Origin of the sequence: Acetobacter garciniae (genome assembly GCF_017377735.1) — a bacterium.
GTDB lineage: Bacteria > Pseudomonadota > Alphaproteobacteria > Acetobacterales > Acetobacteraceae > Acetobacter > Acetobacter garciniae.
Window position 1 is genome coordinate 114,429 of the sequence record NZ_JAFVMH010000005.1, and the last position, 19,199, is coordinate 133,627.

The 19,199-nt window shown below is 66.0% G+C and carries 21 protein-coding genes and 1 riboswitch; of the genes, 5 read left to right on the forward strand and 16 right to left on the reverse strand.

The annotated features are described in order from the left end of the window. Nucleotides 1-7 precede the first annotated feature (7 nt). The gene (locus tag J2D77_RS11090; RefSeq protein ID WP_207846347.1) at nucleotides 8-901 is read right to left on the reverse strand and encodes a LysR family transcriptional regulator; all 894 of its coding nucleotides are present in this window, start codon (nucleotides 899-901) and stop codon (nucleotides 8-10) included. Nucleotides 902-1,000: 99 nt separating this feature from the next. Here J2D77_RS11090 and J2D77_RS11095 point away from each other — a divergent pair, with 99 nt between their 5' ends. Continuing rightward, complete coding sequence (locus J2D77_RS11095) at nucleotides 1,001-1,942, forward strand: AEC family transporter (RefSeq protein WP_207846348.1); 942 nt, start codon at nucleotides 1,001-1,003, stop codon at nucleotides 1,940-1,942. A 94-nt stretch (nucleotides 1,943-2,036) separates the two neighbouring features. Here the strand turns inward: J2D77_RS11095 and J2D77_RS11100 are convergent, their stop codons facing one another. Beyond that, nucleotides 2,037-2,945: a LysR family transcriptional regulator gene (locus J2D77_RS11100; RefSeq protein ID WP_207846349.1), complete on the reverse strand. Its 909-nt coding sequence runs from the start codon at nucleotides 2,943-2,945 to the stop codon at nucleotides 2,037-2,039. A 101-nt stretch (nucleotides 2,946-3,046) separates the two neighbouring features. On the opposite strand from J2D77_RS11100, the gene J2D77_RS11105 reads away from it, so the two are divergent. From J2D77_RS11105 to J2D77_RS11115, 3 genes are all read left to right on the forward strand, one after another. Further along, nucleotides 3,047-3,808: an SDR family NAD(P)-dependent oxidoreductase gene (locus J2D77_RS11105; RefSeq protein ID WP_207846350.1), complete on the forward strand. Its 762-nt coding sequence runs from the start codon at nucleotides 3,047-3,049 to the stop codon at nucleotides 3,806-3,808. A 42-nt stretch (nucleotides 3,809-3,850) separates the two neighbouring features. Then, nucleotides 3,851-3,990, forward strand: a riboswitch (cobalamin riboswitch). A gap of 31 nt (nucleotides 3,991-4,021) precedes the next feature. After that, nucleotides 4,022-4,243, forward strand: coding sequence for a CbtB domain-containing protein (locus J2D77_RS11110; RefSeq protein ID WP_207846351.1), 222 nt, complete (start codon nucleotides 4,022-4,024; stop codon nucleotides 4,241-4,243). 15 nt (nucleotides 4,244-4,258) lie between these two features. Continuing rightward, nucleotides 4,259-4,993 carry a CbtA family protein gene (locus J2D77_RS11115; RefSeq protein ID WP_207846352.1) on the forward strand — a complete coding sequence of 245 codons (735 nt, stop codon included), beginning with the start codon at nucleotides 4,259-4,261 and terminating at the stop codon, nucleotides 4,991-4,993. Nucleotides 4,994-5,014: 21 nt separating this feature from the next. Here the strand turns inward: J2D77_RS11115 and J2D77_RS11120 are convergent, their stop codons facing one another. Genes J2D77_RS11120 through cbiE form a run of 9 tightly spaced genes read right to left on the reverse strand, consistent with a single transcriptional unit; the run spans nucleotide 5,015 to nucleotide 11,963 of the window. Next, the gene (locus J2D77_RS11120; protein ID WP_207846353.1) at nucleotides 5,015-5,560 is read right to left on the reverse strand and encodes a histidine phosphatase family protein; all 546 of its coding nucleotides are present in this window, start codon (nucleotides 5,558-5,560) and stop codon (nucleotides 5,015-5,017) included. Continuing rightward, nucleotides 5,557-5,760, reverse strand: a complete 204-nt coding sequence (locus tag J2D77_RS11125) for a hypothetical protein (RefSeq protein ID WP_207846354.1) — start codon at nucleotides 5,758-5,760, stop codon at nucleotides 5,557-5,559. The genes J2D77_RS11120 and J2D77_RS11125 overlap by 4 nt, the downstream gene beginning before the upstream one ends. After that, entirely contained in the window at nucleotides 5,757-6,797 is a 1,041-nt protein-coding gene (gene cobD, locus J2D77_RS11130; protein WP_207846355.1) for a threonine-phosphate decarboxylase CobD, read from the reverse strand. The genes J2D77_RS11125 and cobD overlap by 4 nt, the downstream gene beginning before the upstream one ends. Then, nucleotides 6,794-7,576, reverse strand: a complete 783-nt coding sequence (cobF, locus tag J2D77_RS11135) for a precorrin-6A synthase (deacetylating) (protein ID WP_207846356.1) — start codon at nucleotides 7,574-7,576, stop codon at nucleotides 6,794-6,796. The genes cobD and cobF overlap by 4 nt, the downstream gene beginning before the upstream one ends. Continuing rightward, nucleotides 7,573-8,310: a uroporphyrinogen-III C-methyltransferase gene (gene cobA / locus J2D77_RS11140; protein ID WP_207846357.1), complete on the reverse strand. Its 738-nt coding sequence runs from the start codon at nucleotides 8,308-8,310 to the stop codon at nucleotides 7,573-7,575. Before cobA ends, cobF begins: the two co-directional genes overlap by 4 nt. Further along, the gene (locus tag J2D77_RS11145) at nucleotides 8,307-9,617 is read right to left on the reverse strand and encodes a cobyrinate a,c-diamide synthase (RefSeq protein WP_207846358.1); all 1,311 of its coding nucleotides are present in this window, start codon (nucleotides 9,615-9,617) and stop codon (nucleotides 8,307-8,309) included. The genes cobA and J2D77_RS11145 overlap by 4 nt, the downstream gene beginning before the upstream one ends. Beyond that, nucleotides 9,614-10,396, reverse strand: coding sequence for a precorrin-4 C(11)-methyltransferase (gene cobM, locus J2D77_RS11150; RefSeq protein WP_207846359.1), 783 nt, complete (start codon nucleotides 10,394-10,396; stop codon nucleotides 9,614-9,616). Before cobM ends, J2D77_RS11145 begins: the two co-directional genes overlap by 4 nt. Further along, nucleotides 10,393-10,788, reverse strand: a complete 396-nt coding sequence (locus J2D77_RS11155) for a cobalamin biosynthesis protein (protein ID WP_230975730.1) — start codon at nucleotides 10,786-10,788, stop codon at nucleotides 10,393-10,395. Before J2D77_RS11155 ends, cobM begins: the two co-directional genes overlap by 4 nt. Further along, complete coding sequence (cbiE, locus tag J2D77_RS11160; RefSeq protein ID WP_230975731.1) at nucleotides 10,770-11,963, reverse strand: precorrin-6y C5,15-methyltransferase (decarboxylating) subunit CbiE; 1,194 nt, start codon at nucleotides 11,961-11,963, stop codon at nucleotides 10,770-10,772. The genes J2D77_RS11155 and cbiE overlap by 19 nt, the downstream gene beginning before the upstream one ends. Before the next feature lies 1 nt (nucleotide 11,964). Here cbiE and J2D77_RS11165 point away from each other — a divergent pair, with 1 nt between their 5' ends. Further along, on the forward strand, nucleotides 11,965-12,726 hold the full coding sequence (locus tag J2D77_RS11165) for a cobalt-precorrin-6A reductase (RefSeq protein WP_207846361.1): 762 nt from the start codon (nucleotides 11,965-11,967) through the stop codon (nucleotides 12,724-12,726). On the opposite strand, the gene cobJ is transcribed toward J2D77_RS11165, so the two are convergent. From cobJ to cobN, 5 genes are read right to left on the reverse strand one after another with little or no spacing between them, the layout of a single operon-like run. Continuing rightward, nucleotides 12,702-13,436 (reverse strand): precorrin-3B C(17)-methyltransferase, encoded by a 735-nt coding sequence (gene cobJ / locus J2D77_RS11170; protein ID WP_207846362.1) that lies wholly within the window; start codon nucleotides 13,434-13,436, stop codon nucleotides 12,702-12,704. The genes J2D77_RS11165 and cobJ overlap by 25 nt on opposite strands. Beyond that, nucleotides 13,433-14,179 carry a precorrin-2 C(20)-methyltransferase gene (locus tag J2D77_RS11175; RefSeq protein ID WP_207846363.1) on the reverse strand — a complete coding sequence of 249 codons (747 nt, stop codon included), beginning with the start codon at nucleotides 14,177-14,179 and terminating at the stop codon, nucleotides 13,433-13,435. Before J2D77_RS11175 ends, cobJ begins: the two co-directional genes overlap by 4 nt. Then, nucleotides 14,179-14,808 carry a precorrin-8X methylmutase gene (locus J2D77_RS11180; protein WP_207846364.1) on the reverse strand — a complete coding sequence of 210 codons (630 nt, stop codon included), beginning with the start codon at nucleotides 14,806-14,808 and terminating at the stop codon, nucleotides 14,179-14,181. The genes J2D77_RS11175 and J2D77_RS11180 overlap by 1 nt, the downstream gene beginning before the upstream one ends. Then, entirely contained in the window at nucleotides 14,792-15,961 is a 1,170-nt protein-coding gene (gene cobG, locus J2D77_RS11185; protein WP_207846365.1) for a precorrin-3B synthase, read from the reverse strand. The genes J2D77_RS11180 and cobG overlap by 17 nt, the downstream gene beginning before the upstream one ends. Then, on the reverse strand, nucleotides 15,958-19,197 hold the full coding sequence (gene cobN, locus J2D77_RS11190) for a cobaltochelatase subunit CobN (RefSeq protein WP_207846366.1): 3,240 nt from the start codon (nucleotides 19,195-19,197) through the stop codon (nucleotides 15,958-15,960). The genes cobG and cobN overlap by 4 nt, the downstream gene beginning before the upstream one ends. Nucleotides 19,198-19,199 lie beyond the last annotated feature (2 nt).

A 19,199-nucleotide genomic window follows, 5' to 3' on the forward strand; every position in this document is an offset into this window, starting at 1 on the left:
GAATATTTCATATGCTTTTTGAAGCATGCTGTATCGCCTTGCCGATCTGCATGAAGGTCGAAACCGCCGGGTTTTTCGAGACGATCGGCGCACACAGGACAACATCCAGTTGGGGTGGGTCGGTCAGGGTACCTGACGTAAGGCCCGCACCCAGCCCGGCACAGAGCGATTCAGGGATCAGTGCTATACCCAGCCCCTTTGCGACAAGCTGGATGATCGTGTGTTGCAGGCGGGGTTCGAACACGACATTCGGCACAATCCCTTTGGCGGAAAAGTAACTGTTGATCGCGGACCGCAGGGCAGGTGCCGTTGCGACGGGTGTTGCAATGATCTTCTCCGCGCGGAGTGCGGCAGGTCCGATCTGCGCGGCCCCGGCGAGAGGATGGTCCGCCCTCATGATGATGCGCAGGCGTTCCCGGGTCAGCAAAACTGTCTGCAAATGCGGCGTATATCCGCAACCGAATGTCACGGCGGCATCCAGTGTGCCACCTACCAGCATCTCGTCGATCTCGGTGGGGGTGCGTTCGTCAAGAACAAGGCGGACATCCGGTCTGGCTTCCGAATAAAGCTGCACCAGTTGGGGCACGACACTATGGGCGGCGTGCATCATGAAACCGAAGCGTAGTTCGCCCTTCATGCCGCTTGCCACCAGCCGCACGTCACGGCAGGCATCCTCGAACTGCGCAAGCACGGTGCGGCAGTCTTTCATGAAATGTTCGCCGGCCGGGGTCAGGGCCACATTGCGCGAGTTTCTTTCAAACAGCTTCACGCCCAGCATGCGCTCGATCATGGCAATCTGCCGGCTGAACGGCGGCTGGCTCATGCTCATCCGTTCGGCCGCCCGACCGAAATGGAGGGTTTCGGCAAGAGCCATGAAGATGTGCATATGCCGTGTGTCCATTTGATACCTTAAAAGTATTGATCATGCACCATTTGAGCATTGGATTATATCGATAGCGTGCAGTAGCGTCACGCTTTTTGCGGATTCCCGAGACATTTGATGTTCACTAACCTTCTGATCGTTCTACCGATTTTTGCCCTTATTCTGACAGGATGGATCGCCCGCAAATCGGGTGCGCTGGGCCCCAACGCCACGCGGGAAGTCAACCGGCTGGTGGTTTATCTCGCGCTGCCGGCGGTGCTGTTCGACATCGTGGCGAACGCAAAAATGTCCGATCTGTGGGAGCCTGGCTTCATTCTGGCCTTCACCATCGGCTGTTTTGTCGTATTCGCAGCAACCCTGTGGTGGCGGTTGTCTTCCGGGCTTCATCTGGCCGATGCCGCCATCGACGGACTGAACGCAAGCTATGCCAATACAGGGTTTGTCGGTTTCCCGCTTGTTCTGTCGCTTGTCGGTGATCGCGGCATGGCGCCAACGCTTATCGCGACCATCGTGACGGTCTGTGTGCTGTTCATGGTCGCCATCGTCCTGATCGAGGCCGGGCTGCAAACCGAAGCCCGGCGGCGCGATATCGTGGCAAAAACCCTGTTCTCTCTGGTCAAGAACCCGTTGCTGGTCGCACCGGCACTGGGTGCCATGGTCATGATATCGGGCGGTCACCTGCCGGGGCCGGTCCATGTCTTCCTCAAGCTTCTCGGGGGGGCGGCTTCCCCCTGCGCCCTGATAGCCCTTGGCCTGTTCCTTGCCGGGAATTCTGCCGGGGCCACACCTGTTCGCCCATCGACCGCCGCCATTCTTGTGGGCCTGAAGCTGGTCGCCCAGCCTTTGGTGACGTGGATCATCGCCGCACCCGTGCTGCATCTGCCACCTGCGACGACACATATTGTCGTGCTTCTTGCCGCCCTCCCGACAGGGACGGGATCTTTCATGCTGGCGGAATTCTACGACCGTGAGGCAGCCCTTACCGGCCGGGCCGTCCTGGCATCCACCGTGTTCTCGATTGCCACGATCTCGCTCTATCTCGCATTTTCACACGCGTAAGGACATTTATCGGCACAGGGCGGCATGCCAGTCCGGTGAGCCGACGCGGCATGGGGACCGGCCATGCCCATGACCACCTGATGCCGCGTCAGTGCTATAGCTCGGGCGCACCGGATTGCAGCCGGGGGCCGATCAGGTCCACCAGCCAGTCCACGAACACCCGCACGCGTGCGGAAAGCTGCCGGTTGCTCGGATAAAGTACTGAAAGTGGGGTGGGCGTGGGTAGAAAATCGGGCAGGACTTCGATCAGCGTGCCGTTCGCCAGATCCTGTGCAAAACCATAACGCGGCGCCTGGGCCAGCCCAAAGCCCAGCCTGGCTGCGGCGGCACTCATATCCGCACCACTCACCAGCAGGCGTGCGGGCAGCGAGACCTCGATGACCTCCTCACCACGCGTAAATTCCAGCGGCAGTGCCTGTCCGGTGCGTGATGACACGAAGCCGATCATCTGGTGGCCTTCAAGCTCGTCAGGCGTGGCTGGTGTTCCGTGCCGTGCCAGGTAGTCCGGGCTGGCGACGGTTACCTCGTCCATAACGCCCAAGGGCCGGACGATCATGTCGCTATCGGGCAGCCTGCCGGCCCGCACGACACAATCCACCCCTTCGCGCACCAGATCGACGAACCGCTCGCCTTCGCCAAGGTGAACCGTCAGTGCCGGATGCCGTGCCAGAAAGTCGGGCAGGGCGGGCAGCACGATCATGCGCGCCATGCGGCCGACCACGTCGGCGCGCAACAGGCCTGCAACGGCACCGCTCGCGCTCCGGTCGGCGTCCTCCAGATCGGCAAGGATCGCCACACAGCGGCGATAATAGGCAGCCCCTTCCACGGTTGGCTGCACATGGCGGGTCGAACGGTGCAGCAGCCTTGTGCCGAGCCGGTGCTCCAGCGCCTTGATCGCGGCGGTTGCGACCGGGCGGGAGACGCCGCAGGCGGCCGCAGCGGCGCTGAAGCTGCCGCGATCGACAATGCGAACGAAGAGATCGAGAGTGGCAAGTCTGTCCATGCGATTATTCCATGACGCAAAACAATGCTGATGGAAATAGCGCCCTTATCGAACAGCCGAGGGTGTGATCAAGATAGGCCCATCATCAGATGGAGAAACCAATGCCTGAATCGAACACCATTGCCATTGTCACCGGTGGAAGCCGCGGACTTGGCCGCGCAACCGTGGAGGCGCTTGCCCGTCGCGGCGTCTCGTCCATCTTCACCTATCACACCAACACATCCGCAGCCGATGAGGTGGTTGAGAATGTCCAGAGCAGCGGCGCCCGCGCGGTGGCGTTGCCACTCGACACCGGCGATACGCATGCCTTTCCTGCCTTTGCCGACGAAGTCCGGCGCGTGCTGCGCGACTGGGGGGCAGAGCGGTTCAATTACCTGGTCAACATGGCGGGCACGTCCCATAGCGGGCAGTTCGGTGCGGTGACGGAGGAGGATTTCGACGCCGCCTACCGTGTCCATGCCAAAGGTCCGTTTTTCCTTACACAGACCCTGCTGCCGCTGATCGCGGATGGTGGCCGGATCGTGAACATCTCCTCCGGCCTGACGCGCTTTGCCTATCCCGGCTGGATTGCCTATGCGGCCATGAAGGGCGCTGTGGAGGTCATGACGCGTTACATGGCCAAGGAACTCGGCCCGCGCGGTATCGCCGTCAACACGGTGGCACCGGGTGCAATCCAGACAGATTTTTCAGGTGGGCTGGTGCGGGACAACCCCGATGTCGCCCGCCATATCGCGGAAGCAACAGCACTGGGGCGTCCCGGCCTTCCGGACGATATCGGCCCGATGATCGCATCGCTCCTGTCCGAGGATAATCGCTGGGTCAACGCGCAGAGGATCGAGGTTTCCGGCGGTCAGGCCATCTGAATACCCCCCATCAGTCCTTAAGCGACTGATGGGCCGCCTGGCCGGCTTTGCAAACACGCCCGCAGCGTGTAGTCTGGCACTATCAGGGAAGTCGGTGAAATGCCGACGCGGTCGCGCCACTGTAATTCCGCCACGCCATGCGTTGCGGTAAGCCAGACCCCTGAATTGCTTTTTGTCCCAATCCGGAACGCGATTTTCCGAGCGGAGCGTGTCATGAACTACAGTTTTTCCCACTCCATTCCCGTAGCGCCAGCACGGCCCGATGCCATTCCCCTGCGCGCGCTTGTGCCCTGGGCGGTCTTCGGCCTGATCCTGTCGGCGCTGCTGCTTTATTTCGTAGGGGCCGAGCAGGGGGCTGTGTCGCTGGTTTCGGGCCATGCGGTTCATGAATTCGTCCATGACGGGCGGCATCTTCTGGGTTTTCCCTGCCACTAGGCGGGAATTTCCTTCATGGCTGGCCGCCTTCTGGCACGTGGCATGATCGCGGGCGTTCTTGCCGCGTGTCTTGCGTTCGTCTTTGCCCGCGTGTTCGGAGAACCGCAGGTTGATCTGGCCATCGCCTTCGAAGCGGCACGCAATGCCGCTGCAGGCATGGCACCCGAACCCGAAATCGTCAGCCGTTCCATGCAGGCATCGTTCGGTCTTTTGACTGCGGCGGTCATGTATGGTGCTGCCTATGGCGGGGTTTTCGCCATTGTGTTCGCCCTGGCCTACGGGCGGGTGGGGCGGCTTTCTGCCCGCGCGCTGGCATTGTTGCTGGCGGGGGCGGGTTTTTTAACCTTTGTGTTGATCCCGGATCTGAAATATCCGCCCAACCCGCCATCCGTGGGGCTGCCCGCCACGATCGGCCTGCGCACGGCGACGTATTTCGAAATGATCGTGCTGTCGGTATGCGTGATGGCGGTGTCCGTTCTGGCAGGGCAACGGCTGGTCCAGCAGTTGGGGCGATGGAACGGCATAGTCTGCGCGGCGGGGCTGTTCGTGGTGCTGACCGCGCTGGTGCAGTGCGGCCTGCCCGATATCAGCGAAGTGCCGGAAGATTTCCCCGCTGTTGTGCTCTGGCGATTTCGTGAAGCAGCCATCGGCATGCAGATCGTCTTGTGGGGCGCCCTGGGGCTGATCTTCGGGCCGCTGGCGGAAACGGCCCTTGCGTCGTCAGGGTCTAGGCGACACCGCCTCGGCTGAGGGCCGCGAAATATGCAGGCGTCAGCCCAGTGGCACGCCTATGGCCGAAACCCGCCAGCCCCCATGGCGGGACATGGCGCTGCGGCTTGCAGGCATGACGTCCAGATGCCGGGTCATCTCCACCCCGCCACCCAGGGCGCGGATCAGCAGCATTCTGACAACCGCCGGGCGGGCAATGACGACAAGGCTTTCCGCGCCATCGGGCAGGTGGTCCAGCCAGCCGCCAATACGCTCGAACGCCGCGCGCATGCTTTCGCCATCGGGCGGGGCGAAATCCGGGTCCTCCACCCAGCGTCGTACAGCGTCAGGCGAAAGATCGCGCAGGTTGTATCCATGCCATTGCCCATGATCGCGTTCGCTCAGATCGGGCGCGATGGTCATGCCCAAGTCGGCGCAGGACCGCGCCAGCGCCGGCCCGATCTCCGGTGCGGCGATAATCGGTCCATTTGGGCCGACGGTGCGGAGCCAGGCCGCAATGGGTGCATCGTCGCTGGCCGTATTGCGCGGCGGGATGGTGCCGCGCCTTGCGTCACCCGGCAGGGTGGAGGCGATGCAGGAAAGCTTCATTCCGCGCTGTCTCTGCCCAGGTCTTTATGGTTGCGGATATGTTTTTCCAGGCAGTGCGGGCACAGGCAACCCGACAGGCCGCCCGTTGGAACCGGCACTTCATGCGGCACGGCCATGCACCAGCAGGTGGCGGAGGCCGTGCAGGCCGTGGGGGTGCCGCAGGCCGTACAAAGGGTTGCCCCATCATCATGGCCGGTCATGGGTTTTCCCCGCGCCAGACATGCAGCGCCTGAGCAAGGCGCGCCCAGCCATGCTCATCACCGGGCAGGCCAAGGCGCAGGGCGTCGGGCAATGCTTCGAACCGCCGGGTGATAATCCCGTGGCGGCAGAGATGGGCCCATAATTCCTGCGCGCCTTCGGTGCGGAGCAGGGTGAAGAGCCGGGCCTGGCCTTCATGATACAGGCCTGATGCTGCCAGCAGGCCGTTCAGGCGGTTTTTTGCGCGGCAGGCGGCCAGACGGGCCTGTTCCAGCCAGCGTGTATCCAGCAAGGCCTGCCGACCGGCGGCAAGGGCAACGGTGCTGACGGGCCATGCGCCAAGCAGGTTGCGTGTTCGCGCCACTAACGCGGGCGACGCCACAAGAAACCCAAGCCTTACGCCCGGCAGGCCATAAGTCTTGCCGAAGGAGCGCAGGACAATCAGGCCCGGATGGGGCAGGGCCGGTATCAGGCTCTGCCCGTCGAAATCGGCATAAGCTTCATCCACGATCAGGTGGTTCCCGTGCGATGCACAGCGTTCGGCAAGCTCGCGCAGGACGGAGTGGGGGATCATGCGCCCGTCCGGGTTATTGGGGTTGCATACGATACACACAGTGCCCGGCACCCTTGCCCGGCGCAGAAGGTCCTGAAGATCGGGGGTGTTCCACACGTCTGCGCCCGCTTGCCGCCATGCGGTTGCGTGCCCCGAATAGGTCGGCCCCAGGATGCAGGCACATGAGGCGGAAACGATACGCGGCAGCAGGGAAATCAGGCTCTGGCTGCCCGGTCCGCTCGCGATCATGTCCGGGTGGGCGGCGTTGTACGCTGCCGCCGCTGCTACGCGCAGGTCGTCTTCCTCATCCGCTTCGGGGAGCCTGGTCAACGCCCCCAGGGACGGCATTTCCAGCGGATAGGCCTGCGGGTTGATACCGGTGGACAGGTCTATAAACGGGCGGGGGGCATGGGGAAAAAGGCGCATGATCGCACGCACCTGTCCGCCATGCGCTTCGGGCCGATCCATTGCCTGCATTATCGTCATGCGTTGTCGTCCTCCTCCGTCATGCTGCCCACATGCCGCCGGAGCAGATAAATGTCCATGATCCAGCCATGGCGGGCCCGGGCCTCGGCCCGGGTGGCGATAATGCGCGGCCCGGTCTGCGCCAGTGGGCCGCAGAGCAGGATCTGCTCGGGCATGCCGACATACGCCCCCCAGTGGATCGTAACACCCTCCGTGGGGATATGCTGGAACGAACAGTCGCCATCGAGCATGACCACGACGGTATCCGTGCCGGGCGGCCAGCCATGCTCGCGCAACTGGCGCCCGGTCGTGACCATAAACGGCGCGCCGATGTCGTTGAGTGCAATGGTATGGGCGGCGGCCAGCATGTTCAGCGACATGATACCGGGAATACTGCGTACGGTTGCGGGGGCGGGGCGCAGCCGCTCGGCAATGCGCAGGGTGCTGTCATACAGGGCGGGATCGCCCCAGACCAGCAGCGCCACCGTGCCGCCCCGGGGCAGGTTGGCACGGATCGCATCTGCCCAGGCCCGGGCGACAGCATCATGCCAGCGTGCGACACCGCTGCGGTAATCGGGGTCGGTGCTGTCGCGCACGGGCATGTCGAATTCCACAATGCGGGTGGCCGCGTTTGTCAGAACCCGCGCGCAGATAGCGCGGCGCAGTTCAGCCAGCTCCGCCTTGTTCGCGCCCTTGCGTGGTATCAGGATCAGCTCCGCGGCATTGAGTTCGCGAACGGCCTGAAGGGTCAGATGCTCGGGATTTCCCGTGCCGATGCCCACCATTACCAGATCGATCATGGGTATGCGCCCTCTCGCGGGTTGCCCAAGGCACCGTAGAGGATCAGCGCAGGTGTGCTGGTATCATGGGTGGCCAGCATGCCCGCCAGTTCGGCGACCGTGCTGCGCACAAGCCGCTGTTCGGGGCGGCTGACCGCTTCGGCCAGCAGGGCGGGCGTGCCGGGGGGTAGTCCGGCGGCGAACAGAAGGGCCGCAAGCCGGGGGAAGGTGCGCTTGCCCATGAACACGACGGTTGTTGCCGCAGGGTCGGCCAAGGCTGCCATGTTCAAATCTTCAGGCAGGTCGCCCGTGACATCGTGACCGGTCACGAACTGGAGCCGCCGGGCGGTCTGGCGGCGGGTGAGGGGAATGCCAGCCGCCGCGGCCGCTGCGCAGGCCGAAGGCACGCCGGGGATGATCTCATAGCCGATGCCAGCCGCGTTCAGGGCGCTGATTTCTTCCTCCAGCCGGCCGAAAATACCGCCATCGCCCGATTTCAGGCGGACGATCCGTGCGCCTGTTTTCGCGTAATCGACCAGCAACCGGCTGATGCTGTCCTGCCGGGGCGAAGGGCGCCCCGCGCGCTTGCCAACGCTGACCAGGTCGGCTTCGGCACGGGCATGGGCAAGGATCGGCCCGGAAGACAGGTCGTCGAACAATATGGCGTCGGCGGCCCGCAGCCGCGCCACGGCCTTGAGCGTGAGCAGTTCCGGATCACCCGGCCCGGAGGATACGAAGGAGACAAAGCCGTTCATGATGCTGGTGCGATCAGGTGGAAGAAAGTGCCGGTGGCCAGCCCCCGCCGTGACCCGGCCTCGGGCACCGCAGCGCCATTGGCGTCGAATGTCTGCGCCAGGGCGTCATCAGGCTGGCTGGCGATGGTGGCATAGTGGAATTCATGCCCGCGCAGCCGACTGCCTGCCGCGTAGCCGGGTATGGGGGCCAGAAGTGTGGCCAGCCGGTAGCCCAGATGCATCCGCCGTGTGGCGAACGAGGTTTCAAGCCCCAGCAGGCCGGCCATGGCGTGGCGTGTTCCTTCCGGGTCGATCAGCCCCGCACCCATGGCCATGTAGCCACCGCATTCGCCATGCACCGGCTTGCTTGCGGCAAAGTGGCGCAACCCGCTGCGAAAACGCGTGGCGGCGGCCAGCCTGCCGGCATGCAGTTCAGGGTAGCCGCCGGGAAGCCAGCAGGCATCCGCACCTGGGTCGGGCGCTTCGTCTGCAAGGGGGGAGAACGGCACGATTTCCGCCCCTGCCGCGCGCCATCCTTCGATCAGATGCGGGTAGATGAACGAAAAAGCCGCATCGCGCGCCAGCGCCACCCGGTTGCCCGGCGGGGCGAGCGCAATCGGCCGGGCCTGCGCGCATACCGTGCCAGCAGCCAGCATCGTCACCGCATCCAGATCGACATGGGCTGCGATAAAGGTGCCAAGTTCGTCCAGCACGGCTGCCAGATGCGGCTGCTCCTCGGCCTGAACAAGGCCCAGATGCCGTTCGGGCAGGGCTATCGTCTGGCGTCGGGGGAGTGCTCCCAGCACCCGCAGCCCCGCTTGCGCCATGCCCGCGCGGATCAGCGCCTCATGGCGGGGGCTGGCCACCCGGTTGAGAATGACACCCCCGAGCCTGACCGTGGCAGAGAATGTCGCGAAACCCTGGGCAATGGCGGCGGCGGACTGGGCCTGTCCGGATACATCCAGCACCAGCACGACGGGCCAGCCGGTCAGGGCCGCAAGGTCGGCGCTTGCGCCGTTGCCTGCTTCACCCGCCGTGGCCACGCCATCGAACAGGCCCATCGAGCCCTCGGCGATCATCAGTTCGGCATCCGCGTGGGTGCCGATAAGCCCCGCGATCCGCTCGGCCGACATGGCCCATGTGTCCAGATTGGCCGAAGAGCGACCGGATGCGGCTTTATGAAATGCCGGGTCGATATAATCCGGCCCGTTCTTGAAGGGCTGCACCGCAACGCCGCGTGCACGCAGGGCGGCAAGCAGCCCAAGGGTGAGCATGGTCTTGCCCGCCCCCGACGCCGGGGCGGAGACGATAAGGCCGGGGGTGCTCATTTTACCTCGGGAAAGCGCGGGGTGGTGCCTAGGGGGCGGAAACGGCGGTCGTAATCCCCGGCATAAAGGCGGCTTTCTTCGAACGCCGTGGCCCCGATCGTGCGGCCGACCAGAATCAGCGCCGTACGTTCCATCTCGGTGGCCAGTGCGGTTTCCAGCGTGGCCAGCGTTGCGCGCACGATGCGCTGGTCCGGCCAGCTTGCGCGCCACACCACCGCTACCGGGCAGTCAGCACCGTAATGGGGGGCCAGTTCGGCCAGGACGTGATCCAGCACATGGATCGACAGATGAATGGCCAATGTCGCACCGGTTGCAGCGAAGGCGGCCAGGGTCTCGCCCGGCGGCATGGAGGTGGCCCGGCCGGAAACACGTGTCAGCACGACTGACTGGGCAACGCCCGGCAGGGTCAGTTCGGTGCCCAGTGCGGCGGCCGCGGCGGCAAAGGACGGCACGCCGGGTGTGATGTCATAGGGAATATCCAGCGCGCGCAGGCGGCGCAGTTGCTCCCCCATGGCGGACCACACCGACAGGTCGCCCGAATGCAGCCGCGCGACATCGTGCCCCGCCGCGTGGGCCGCTATAATTTCGGCCATGATCGCATCAAGTGACAGGGGAGCGGTGTTGATGATCCGTGCCCCCGGCGGGCAGTATTCCAGCAACGCCGCGGGCACCAGAGATCCGGCATAGAGGCAGACCGGGCTTGCCGCAATCAGGTCGCGCCCCCGCAGGGTGATCAGATCGGGCGCACCCGGCCCGGCACCGATGAAGTGAACGGTCATCGTGTGTTTCCTTGTGTATTGCCTTGCGCAATCGCGGCAACGGCCATCCCGTCGGCGGACACCGCACGCGGGGCGAGCAGATGCCCGCCCTCTCCAATCGCGGCCAGTGCCGCTGCTTCGGCAATGCTGCCGGTGCCGAAACCTGCCATGATGCGGGGCGATCGGGTCAGGGTGCGGAAACGCGCCAGCAATGCGGGCTCCAGCGCGTGGACGGGCAGGCCGAGTTCTTCAGCCAGGGCCAGGAATGCCGGGGCCGTGGCCTTGTGCGTGAGTGTCGCCAGCGCATCGAGCCCCACGACCCCGCCCGCTGCCACCAATGCGGCGCGCAGCGATGCGGTGGTGGCGGCCTGACGGAAGCCGAACCCCGCGACCTTCATCGTGTCACGCTCCATTGCACGATCGGGCGTGCGGGGCACCATCCGCGCATGGACCCCAGCGGGGCAGCGCTCGCCAGTTCGATGCGCAGCAGATCACCCCCTTTTTGCCCGTGCCAGAGGCCCAGCAGGGCTTCGGTTTCCAGTGTGACGGCATTGGCGACAATCCGTGCACCGGGCCGCAGCACGGTCCATAAATGCTCCAGCATGGCCGCATTGGCGCCCCCGCCGATAAAAACGGCATCCGCGTCGGGCAGGTCGGCCAAAGCCGCCGGGGCCTCGCCCTCCATGACCCGCAGGCGGTGCTCCAGGCCCAGCGCAGTTGCGTTGGCATGGATAGTCGCCGCACGGTCGGCGCGGATCTCGATTGCAAAAGCCTCGCCGCCGGCCAGGCACCATTCCGCCGAAATCGATCCCGATCCGGCCCCGATATCCCATAAAATCTCGCCAGGGCGCGGGGCCAGGGCAGACAGGCTCAGCGCCCTGACGGGCCGCCTGGTTATCTGCCCGTCATGGACGAAGGTGCTATCGGGCAGGCCCGATGCCCTGCTCAGCCCCGGCGGGCCGGACAGGGTGATGCCAACTGCAACGGGTGCGGCCACATCCGTGAAGGCGAAATCCGCCGCGATAACGCTGCGAATACGTTCACGCGGGCCGCCCAATGCCTCCATGACATGGAGGGTGGAGGCCCCGTAGCCCCGGCCCACCAGCCATTGCGCCAGGCTGCGGGGGGCATCGCCGTCTCGCAGCAGGCAGATCGCGCGGATATCGGGCCCCAACAGGGGCACCAGTCTTTCGAAGGGGGCTGCGTGCAACCCTAGGCAGGTGACCTGTTCAAGCCGCCAGCCCAGCCGGTTCGCTGCCCGCGAAAAAGTGGAGAGTGCAGGCTGGGCGATCCATTCGCCCGGTTCCAGCCGGGCCGCAAGGCTGCTCCCCGCCCCGAACCAGAACGGATCGCCCGATGCCAGCACCACCACCCGGCGCCCGCGTTCGGCCAGTACGGGTTCGAGCGAGAACGGCACCGGCCAGGGGCGGCCCTTTTCCCCCGCATGGACCAGTGCAAGATGGCGCGGGCCGCCGAAAATGACATCGGCCTGCGTCAGCGCGGCGTGGCCTGCGGCCGACAAACCTGCCATACCGTCCTCACCGATACCGATGATCGTAAGCCACGGATCAGGCCGGGAGTGGAGCAAGATGCGCATCCTTCTGCTGGGCGGCACGACCGAAGCCAGCCAGATGGCCCGTGTTCTGGCGGATGCCGGGATGGACGCCGTTTTTTCCTATGCGGGCCGCACCGGCTCTCCCGCGCCGCAGCCTTTGCCGGTCCGTATTGGCGGGTTCGGGGGGGCGGAGGGGCTTGCGGCCTATCTGCGCACGGCACGGATCACCCACGTGATCGACGCCACCCATCCCTTTGCCGCCCGCATGAGCCACAACGCGGTGCGGGCCTGCAAGGCCGTGGGCATTCCCCTGCTCGCGTTCGAGCGCGCACCTTGGCTGCCAGCAAGGGGTGATTGCTGGCATGCCGTGCCCGATATGGCGGGGGCGGTCGCAGCCCTGCCGGCAGCGCCCGCGCGGGTATTCCTTGCAATCGGGCGGCAATCGGTCGCGGCTTTTGCTGCCTGCCCGCAGCATGACTACCTGCTGCGGCTGGTCGATCCACCCGGCACGGCCCTGCCGTTGCCCCGCGCAAATGTGGTTATCGCGCGCGGCCCGTTCACGCGCGAAGGGGATCTCGCCCTCATGCGCGCACACGGCATTACCCATGTCGTGGCGAAGAATGCGGGTGGGGTGGGGGCCCGAGCCAAGCTGGATGCCGCACGCATGCTGGGGGTGCCGGTGATCATGATCGACCGGCCACCCATACCGCCACGCCCCGTTGCCCGGGACACGGGCGAGGTCATGGCCTGGCTTGAAGGCAGTGTGCCGCGTCATAGGGCGTGCCTGGGCGTGTAGACATATGGCCCGACCCGCCGTGTCGCGGCATTGCCGAGCAGGACCACGGTTCGCATGTCGGCCATGTCTGCCCGTGCTTCGGCCAGTGTCGTTACGACCAGTCTTTCATCGGGCGTTGTCACGGCATGGGCGAAGATAATCAGCCGCTCCGCCCCGCATTCCGCGCGCAGGATATCCAGCGCGCGGGCCAGTTGGTGCGGGCGGCTGGCCGAGCGGGGGTTGTAGAACGCCATGGCGAAATCCGCCCGGGCGGCAAGGCGCAGCCTTCGTTCGATTACCTCCCACGGCTTCAGGTTATCCGACAGGTTGATGATGCAGAAATCATGGCCCAGCGGTGCGCCCGCCCGGGCTGCTGCTGCCAGCATGGCGGTAATACCCGGCAGGATACGAATATCGACATGGGCAAGATGGGGGGCCTGTTCCGCTGCCTCGAACACGGCCGAGGCCATGGCGAACACCCCCGGATCGCCCGATGAGACGACAACAACCCGGCACCCCGCCGCCGCCAGTTCCAGCGCATGGGTGGCGCGCGCCAGTTCCACGCGATTATCCGTGGCATGCAGCCTCAGTCCCGCCCGCCCGGGAATGCGCGCGACATAGGGAGTGTAGCCGATCACGTCGGTCGCGTCGGCAAGGGCTGCCGTGACTTCGGGCGTGATCAGCGCTGCATCGCCCGGGCCCAGACCGGCGACGACCAGTGTGCCGGTCATGCTTCCTCTCCCCCGCAGGCTTCGGGGCGGCGGCCCTGCCCATGCACCAGAACGATCGCGAAATAGGGGCAGTCTTCGTCCCCCGCTTCGGCAAGGCGAATGACCCGCTGGCCGGGCATGGTGCCGCGTTCCACCAGCCAGGCATCCTCCAGCCGGCCGGCGCTGCCCAGGGCGCGGCGCACCTTGGGCAGGTTCCTGCCCGTCTTCATGACCACCAGCGCATCGGCCGCACGCATATGCCGCGCCAGTTCGGCCTCCTGCATCGTGCCGGTCAGGATGGTGAGCACATCGTCACCCCAGGTAATGGGAATGCCCGTAGCGTTCCAGCAGCCGGTCATGCCGGTAATGCCGGGCACGATGTCCATCTCCACCCGGCCCTGAAGGCGCGCATGCAGATGCATGAAGGAGCCGTAGAAGAACGGATCGCCCTCGCACAGCACCACCACGTCATGCGTTCGGGCCAGATCGACCAGGCGGTTCGCCCAGTCATCGTAAAACCGGGCCAGCATGTCCCGGTAGGCGGGGCTGTTGACCGGCAGTTCGGTGGTGACGGGATATTCCATCGGATATTCGGTGGCGTCGGGGGCCAGCATTCCCGCCACGATCCGCCGTGCCTGCCCGCCACGCCCGGCCTTGCGGAAATAGGCCACATGGCGGGCCGTGCGGATCAGCCGGTCGGCGCGCACGCTGATCAGTTCGGGATCGCCGGGGCCCAGCCCGGTGCAGATGATCTTGCCGGGCATTATTCGCTCCGGCTGGCCAGCGCATTGATCGCGGCGACCGTCATTGCCGAGCCCCCCAGCCGCCCCAGAACGCTCAGTGCGGGGGCGGGCAGGGACTGCATCAGCGCGGCCTTTGATTCGGCGGCTCCCACAAAGCCGACCGGGCAGCCGATGATTGCGGCGGGTTTCGGGCAGGTGGCGTCTTCAAGCATGGTGAGCAGGTGGAACAGGGCGGTGGGCGCGTTGCCGATGGCCACCACGGCACCACGCAGATAGGGCCGCCACAGTTCAAGGGCCGCAGCCGAACGGGTGGTACCGCGCTCGCGCGCCAGATCGGTCACGCAGGGGTCGTTCAGCGTGCAGATCACGTCATTGTCGGCGGGCAGGCGCGCGCGGGTAATGCCTTCGCTGACCATGCGCGCATCGCACAGGATCGGGGCCCCGCCCTCCAATGCCGCGCGGGCCGTGACCGCCATGCCGGGTGAAAAGGCGATATGCCGTTCAAGACCCACCATCCCCGCCGCATGGATCATCCTGACCGCCACGATCTCCTCCTCCGGGGTGAAACGGGCCAGTTCGGCTTCCGCCCGGATAATGGCGAAGGACTGGCGGTATATGGCCGCACCATCGGTTTCATACAGATAAGGCATCAGGATTTTCCATCAGCATCGTGGGGGAAGCCAGTATTCGTTCGACCGGAAGGAGAGGGGCGATGGGCGCGGCCTTGGCGTTGCCATTCCGGACAAGGCCAAAGCCATGGGCTTGCGCGACCAGGCTCAGCCACGCCCGCTGCGGCTGTGCGCAGCCTTTCGCGCAGCCTGACACATGCAGCACCCTGCCTTTGGGAACATGCGGGGCCAGGGCCCGTGCGAGCGGGCGCGTGGGTTGGTGGGCCTGGGCGCAGTCGGGCAGGCCGGGGCAGGCGACAACCCGCAGCAGCGGATCCTCCGCATGCGTGATGATATCGTCCAGATCCGGTGCGCCAGCCTGCCCTTCAAGCAGCAGCATGCGCCATGGCGTGACGCGCAGGGGGGCGATGTTCGCCAGCGCGAACAGCGTACGTGCCCGCATCTGCCCGAAAGGGAGGCCGATCATGAACCCTGCGGCCGATGGGCCGGGAACCGGGCCCGGCTGCGTGCAGCGTGGTGCGGCATCAACGCCGGTAAAGATGGCGGGCAGCGCCGCCCCCGCTTGCAGACAGGCCTGCATGCGCCCATGCCCCCCGCTGGCTGCGAACCAGCGCGCAAGCTCAAGTGCTACGGGGATTGCGGTTTCCGGCGTGACCCGCGCGCCACTGCTCGTCCCATCGGCCCGGCAGAGCAGGGCCCCGGAGGGATCGCGTTCAAGTCGGATATCGGCGGAAACATCGCGCAGCACGGGGCGTGTGCCCGTATCGACCGCAAAGCCGAATTTGGCGGGCAGGTCGGGCGTGGGCCCGTCCAGCAGGGCGTTCTCCAGGCGTGCGGTCAATTCCACCGTGCCGTCGCCGCCCTGCCAGAAAGGGGTTGTAACGATATTGCGCAGCCCTTCAGCTTCCGGCGTCGGGTCGATAAGGCCCAGTGCCGCAAGGCCGGTAACAAGGGGGGCGTGGGTCGCAGGCGTGACGCCGCGAAGCTGGATATTGCCCCGTGTGGACAACTCGATCATCCCGTTGCCATGCCAGTCGGCCAGACGGGTGATGCCTGCGGCCTGCTCGCGGCTCAGCCGTCCGCCGCGTGGGCGGATACGCACCAGCAGCCCGTCGCCCGATGGCATGGGCCGCCACGCACCCGGGCACCAGCCCTTGACCAGCGGCGCGGTCATGGTGCGTCCCGCAGGCTGGCGGCGATGGCGTTGCGGCGGGTGGTCCACAGCTTTGCGGCATCGAGTGCGCGGAAACGATTGTGCAGGGCAGCCAGGGCGGCGGGGTTCTCGCGCGCCATGAAGGCCACCACGTCGTCACGGCCCAGCGTGGCGTCGTAATAGATGTCGAACAGATGGGCCGGTATATCGCGCGTCAGATGCGCGAATGCGGCAAGGTTGTCGAGTGTCGCGGTAATTTCCGCAGCACCGCGAAAGCCATGGCGCATCATGCCGCGCGCCCAGTCCGGGTTGCCCGCACGGGCGCGAACCACACGGGCAATTTCTTCGCGCAGGCTGCGCGCATGCGGGGCTTCGGGCCGGGTGGCGTCTATGTGATAAAGGGCGGGGGCCGGTGCGCCGATATGGGCAATGGCGGCGGCGGGCCCGGCCTCGTGCGCTGCATAATCGGGTGAGAGCAGCAGGTCGGTTTCGGGTAAGTCCTGCACATGCGCGATACTGTCGGCGGTGCGAAGCCGGGCTTCCAGCGCGCCCCGGTCGCGCCTGATGTCACCTTCCGCTCCGATCGTCCATTCCGAAGCACTGAGCCAGGCCTGCCCTGCCGTATCCCGCCCCTGCTGGCTGTAATCTTCCAGCGCCGCCCCCATGCCAATGCCGTAATGGCCGGGCTGGGGGCCGAAAACCCGTGGTCCACGCATATGATAGGGGTTTTCTTCCGCCGGTTCATGCCGATCGGCCAGGGCTGCGGCGGCGGCTTCGAACATCTGCGCCAGGGTGGGAAAAACATCGCGGAACAGGCCCGATACCCGCAACGTCACATCTATGCGCGGGCGGCCCAGCAAGGCGGGGGGCAGGATTTCGAAACCGCAGACGCGTTCGGATTCCCCATCCCATTGCGGGGCAACCCCTGCCAGATGCAGGGCCATGGCGAATTCCTCACCCGCCGTGCGCATGGTGGCCGATCCCCACAGATCGATGATCAGGCCGCGCGGCCACTCGCCGTGGTCCTGCAAATGACGGCGCAGCAGTTCCTCGGCCAGGCGTACGCCCTGCCCGTGGGCAACCCGGCTCGGCACGGCGCGGGGATCGACCGCGTAGAGATTGCGCCCCGTCGGCAGCACGTCGGCCCGGCCACGCAGGGGCGAACCCGCGGGCCCGGGCGGGACATGCCGGCCGGATAGTGCTGTCAACAGGCCTTCACGCTCGCCCGCACCCTGGCCGTATATATGCAGCCCGTCACCGAACTGGCTTTCCTTGATATCGCAGACAAAGCGGTCGATCCGCACAATGGCCTCGGCCGCACTTGTGTCCTGCCCAATGCCCAGATCCTGCTCGACCCCGGCGGCCCGGGCCTCGGCACGGATTGCGCCGATCAGGCGGGTGCGGCGGCCGGGGTCAAGGCCCTCGGCAGTGGAGTATTCATCCAGCAGTTGCTCCAGCCGCAGCATTTCCCTGGGTACCGCGCTGCGGCGTTGCGGCGGGGGCAGATGCCCCAGCGTGACCGCGCCAATCCGGCGCTTGGCCTGCGCGGCCTCCCCCGGATCGTTCACGATGAATGGATATATAACGGGCGTGCCGCCCAACAGCGCATCGGGCCAGCAGGTGGCGGACAGGGCAACCGCCTTGCCGGGCAGCCATTCCAGCGTGCCATGTGCGCCGACATGCACCAGCCCGTGAAACTGCTGCGTCCTGAGCCACAGATAAAAGGCGACATAGCCGTGGCGCGGCGTGCCGGACAGGTCATGGTAATCGGCCTCGCGCTGGTCTGGCGTGCCGCGTTCGGGCTGCAAGGCGACCAGAACCGCCCCGCACCGGATTGCGGGAAAATGGAATGCACCATCGCGCACGGTCGGATCGCTCGCCGGATCGCCCCATGCGTCGTGCAACGCTTTGCGCAATTCGGGCGCCAGGCTGGCAAGGGCAGCGCGATAGGACGCCAGCGGCCAGCTTTGCCGACTGTTCAGCAATGCCTCGGCCAAAGGCCGGTCGGGGGGCGGGACAGCATAGCCCGCCCGGCCCAGATCGGTCAGGATCGCATCGGTCGAGGCCAGCCCGTCCAGCCCTACGGCATGGGCCATCTGGTCGGGGCGGCCGGGATAGGTCGAGAGGATAACCGCCAGTTTGCGTTGCGGCGCTGGTGTGGCGTCCAGGCGGTGCCATGCGGCCACCCGGTCCGCCACGGCCGTAATGCGCCCCCCGTCCGCCCGGTGCATCAGCCGCGAAAACTGCAATGCCGGGTCACGCTCCTCCGCCGATTTGAAGCTGACCACACCCGCGAAGACGCGCCCGTCCACCTCAGGCAGGACGACATGCATGGCCAGGTCAGCGGGGGAGAGACCCCGTTCTGATTCCGCCCAGTCATTTCGCCGCGCCGTGGACAGGGCGACCTGAAATACCGGGCAGGCGGTCGCGTCGAGCGGGGAAGTGCCGTCTTCCCCCCTGGCGGAGAACGCGGTGGCGTTGATCACGACGGACGCATCGGCCTCGCGCAGGGCCGTGCGAACCCAGCGCGCCGCATCCGGGGCCTTGAGCGATGGCGCGAACAGCCCTGCGGCGCGAAAGCCGCGTTCACGCATGGCGCGGATCAGCGCATCGATCGGATCGGTATCCGCCGCTGTCAGATAGGCGCGGTAGAAGGTGATCACGGCCAGCGGCGCATCGCCCTGCGGTGCGGCACCGATCGGGCCTGTATCCGGGTCGTACCAGCCCTGTTCGGGAATGGTTTTCAACCCGATGACGGGGGTCGCATTCAGCCCGGACGCCAGGGCCAGTTGCGCCAGCGCGGCCCGTGCCGCCACCGCGCCACCGCCGTCGCACAGGGCGGCAAGCCGTTGCAGCGTTGATTCCGGCACGGTGGACAGGGCGGCAAGCTTTGGGTCTTCTCGCCCGTCGGCCGGCAGCACGGCAAGTGCGATACCCTTTTGGCGCGCCAGATCTTCCACCTGTGTCAGCCCGTAGGCCCAGTAGCCCACGCCGCCGATCAGCCGGATCAGGATACCTTTTGCATGGGCCAGTGTGGCTTCCACATAGGTATCGACCGAGAGCGGATGCCCCAGTGCCGCCAGATTGGCCAGGCGCAGGCCGGGCAGCGTGCCCCCGGCCCCGTGCCACCCCGCAGCAAACGCGCCAAGGTCGCTGTCGGAAAAGGACAGCACGACCAGTTCGGCCGGGCTCTGGCCCAGGTCGACCGGTGTCTGTGTCCCTTCCAGACCGTGGCTTTCGCGGAAGATGACATGCATGG

Coding starts and splice junctions, on each gene's coding strand:
- J2D77_RS11090 (WP_207846347.1), bottom strand. CDS start 901: ATGGACACACGGCATATGCACATCTTCATGGCTCTTGCCGAAACCCTC.
- J2D77_RS11095 (WP_207846348.1), top strand. CDS start 1,001: ATGTTCACTAACCTTCTGATCGTTCTACCGATTTTTGCCCTTATTCTG.
- J2D77_RS11100 (WP_207846349.1), bottom strand. CDS start 2,945: ATGGACAGACTTGCCACTCTCGATCTCTTCGTTCGCATTGTCGATCGC.
- J2D77_RS11105 (WP_207846350.1), top strand. CDS start 3,047: ATGCCTGAATCGAACACCATTGCCATTGTCACCGGTGGAAGCCGCGGA.
- J2D77_RS11110 (WP_207846351.1), top strand. CDS start 4,022: ATGAACTACAGTTTTTCCCACTCCATTCCCGTAGCGCCAGCACGGCCC.
- J2D77_RS11115 (WP_207846352.1), top strand. CDS start 4,259: ATGGCTGGCCGCCTTCTGGCACGTGGCATGATCGCGGGCGTTCTTGCC.
- J2D77_RS11120 (WP_207846353.1), bottom strand. CDS start 5,560: ATGAAGCTTTCCTGCATCGCCTCCACCCTGCCGGGTGACGCAAGGCGC.
- J2D77_RS11125 (WP_207846354.1), bottom strand. CDS start 5,760: ATGACCGGCCATGATGATGGGGCAACCCTTTGTACGGCCTGCGGCACC.
- cobD (WP_207846355.1), bottom strand. CDS start 6,797: ATGACGATAATGCAGGCAATGGATCGGCCCGAAGCGCATGGCGGACAG.
- cobF (WP_207846356.1), bottom strand. CDS start 7,576: ATGATCGATCTGGTAATGGTGGGCATCGGCACGGGAAATCCCGAGCAT.
- cobA (WP_207846357.1), bottom strand. CDS start 8,310: ATGAACGGCTTTGTCTCCTTCGTATCCTCCGGGCCGGGTGATCCGGAA.
- J2D77_RS11145 (WP_207846358.1), bottom strand. CDS start 9,617: ATGAGCACCCCCGGCCTTATCGTCTCCGCCCCGGCGTCGGGGGCGGGC.
- cobM (WP_207846359.1), bottom strand. CDS start 10,396: ATGACCGTTCACTTCATCGGTGCCGGGCCGGGTGCGCCCGATCTGATC.
- J2D77_RS11155 (WP_230975730.1), bottom strand. CDS start 10,788: ATGGAGCGTGACACGATGAAGGTCGCGGGGTTCGGCTTCCGTCAGGCC.
- J2D77_RS11165 (WP_207846361.1), top strand. CDS start 11,965: ATGCGCATCCTTCTGCTGGGCGGCACGACCGAAGCCAGCCAGATGGCC.
- cobJ (WP_207846362.1), bottom strand. CDS start 13,436: ATGACCGGCACACTGGTCGTCGCCGGTCTGGGCCCGGGCGATGCAGCG.
- J2D77_RS11175 (WP_207846363.1), bottom strand. CDS start 14,179: ATGCCCGGCAAGATCATCTGCACCGGGCTGGGCCCCGGCGATCCCGAA.
- J2D77_RS11180 (WP_207846364.1), bottom strand. CDS start 14,808: ATGCCTTATCTGTATGAAACCGATGGTGCGGCCATATACCGCCAGTCC.
- cobG (WP_207846365.1), bottom strand. CDS start 15,961: ATGACCGCGCCGCTGGTCAAGGGCTGGTGCCCGGGTGCGTGGCGGCCC.
- cobN (WP_207846366.1), bottom strand. CDS start 19,197: ATGCATGTCATCTTCCGCGAAAGCCACGGTCTGGAAGGGACACAGACA.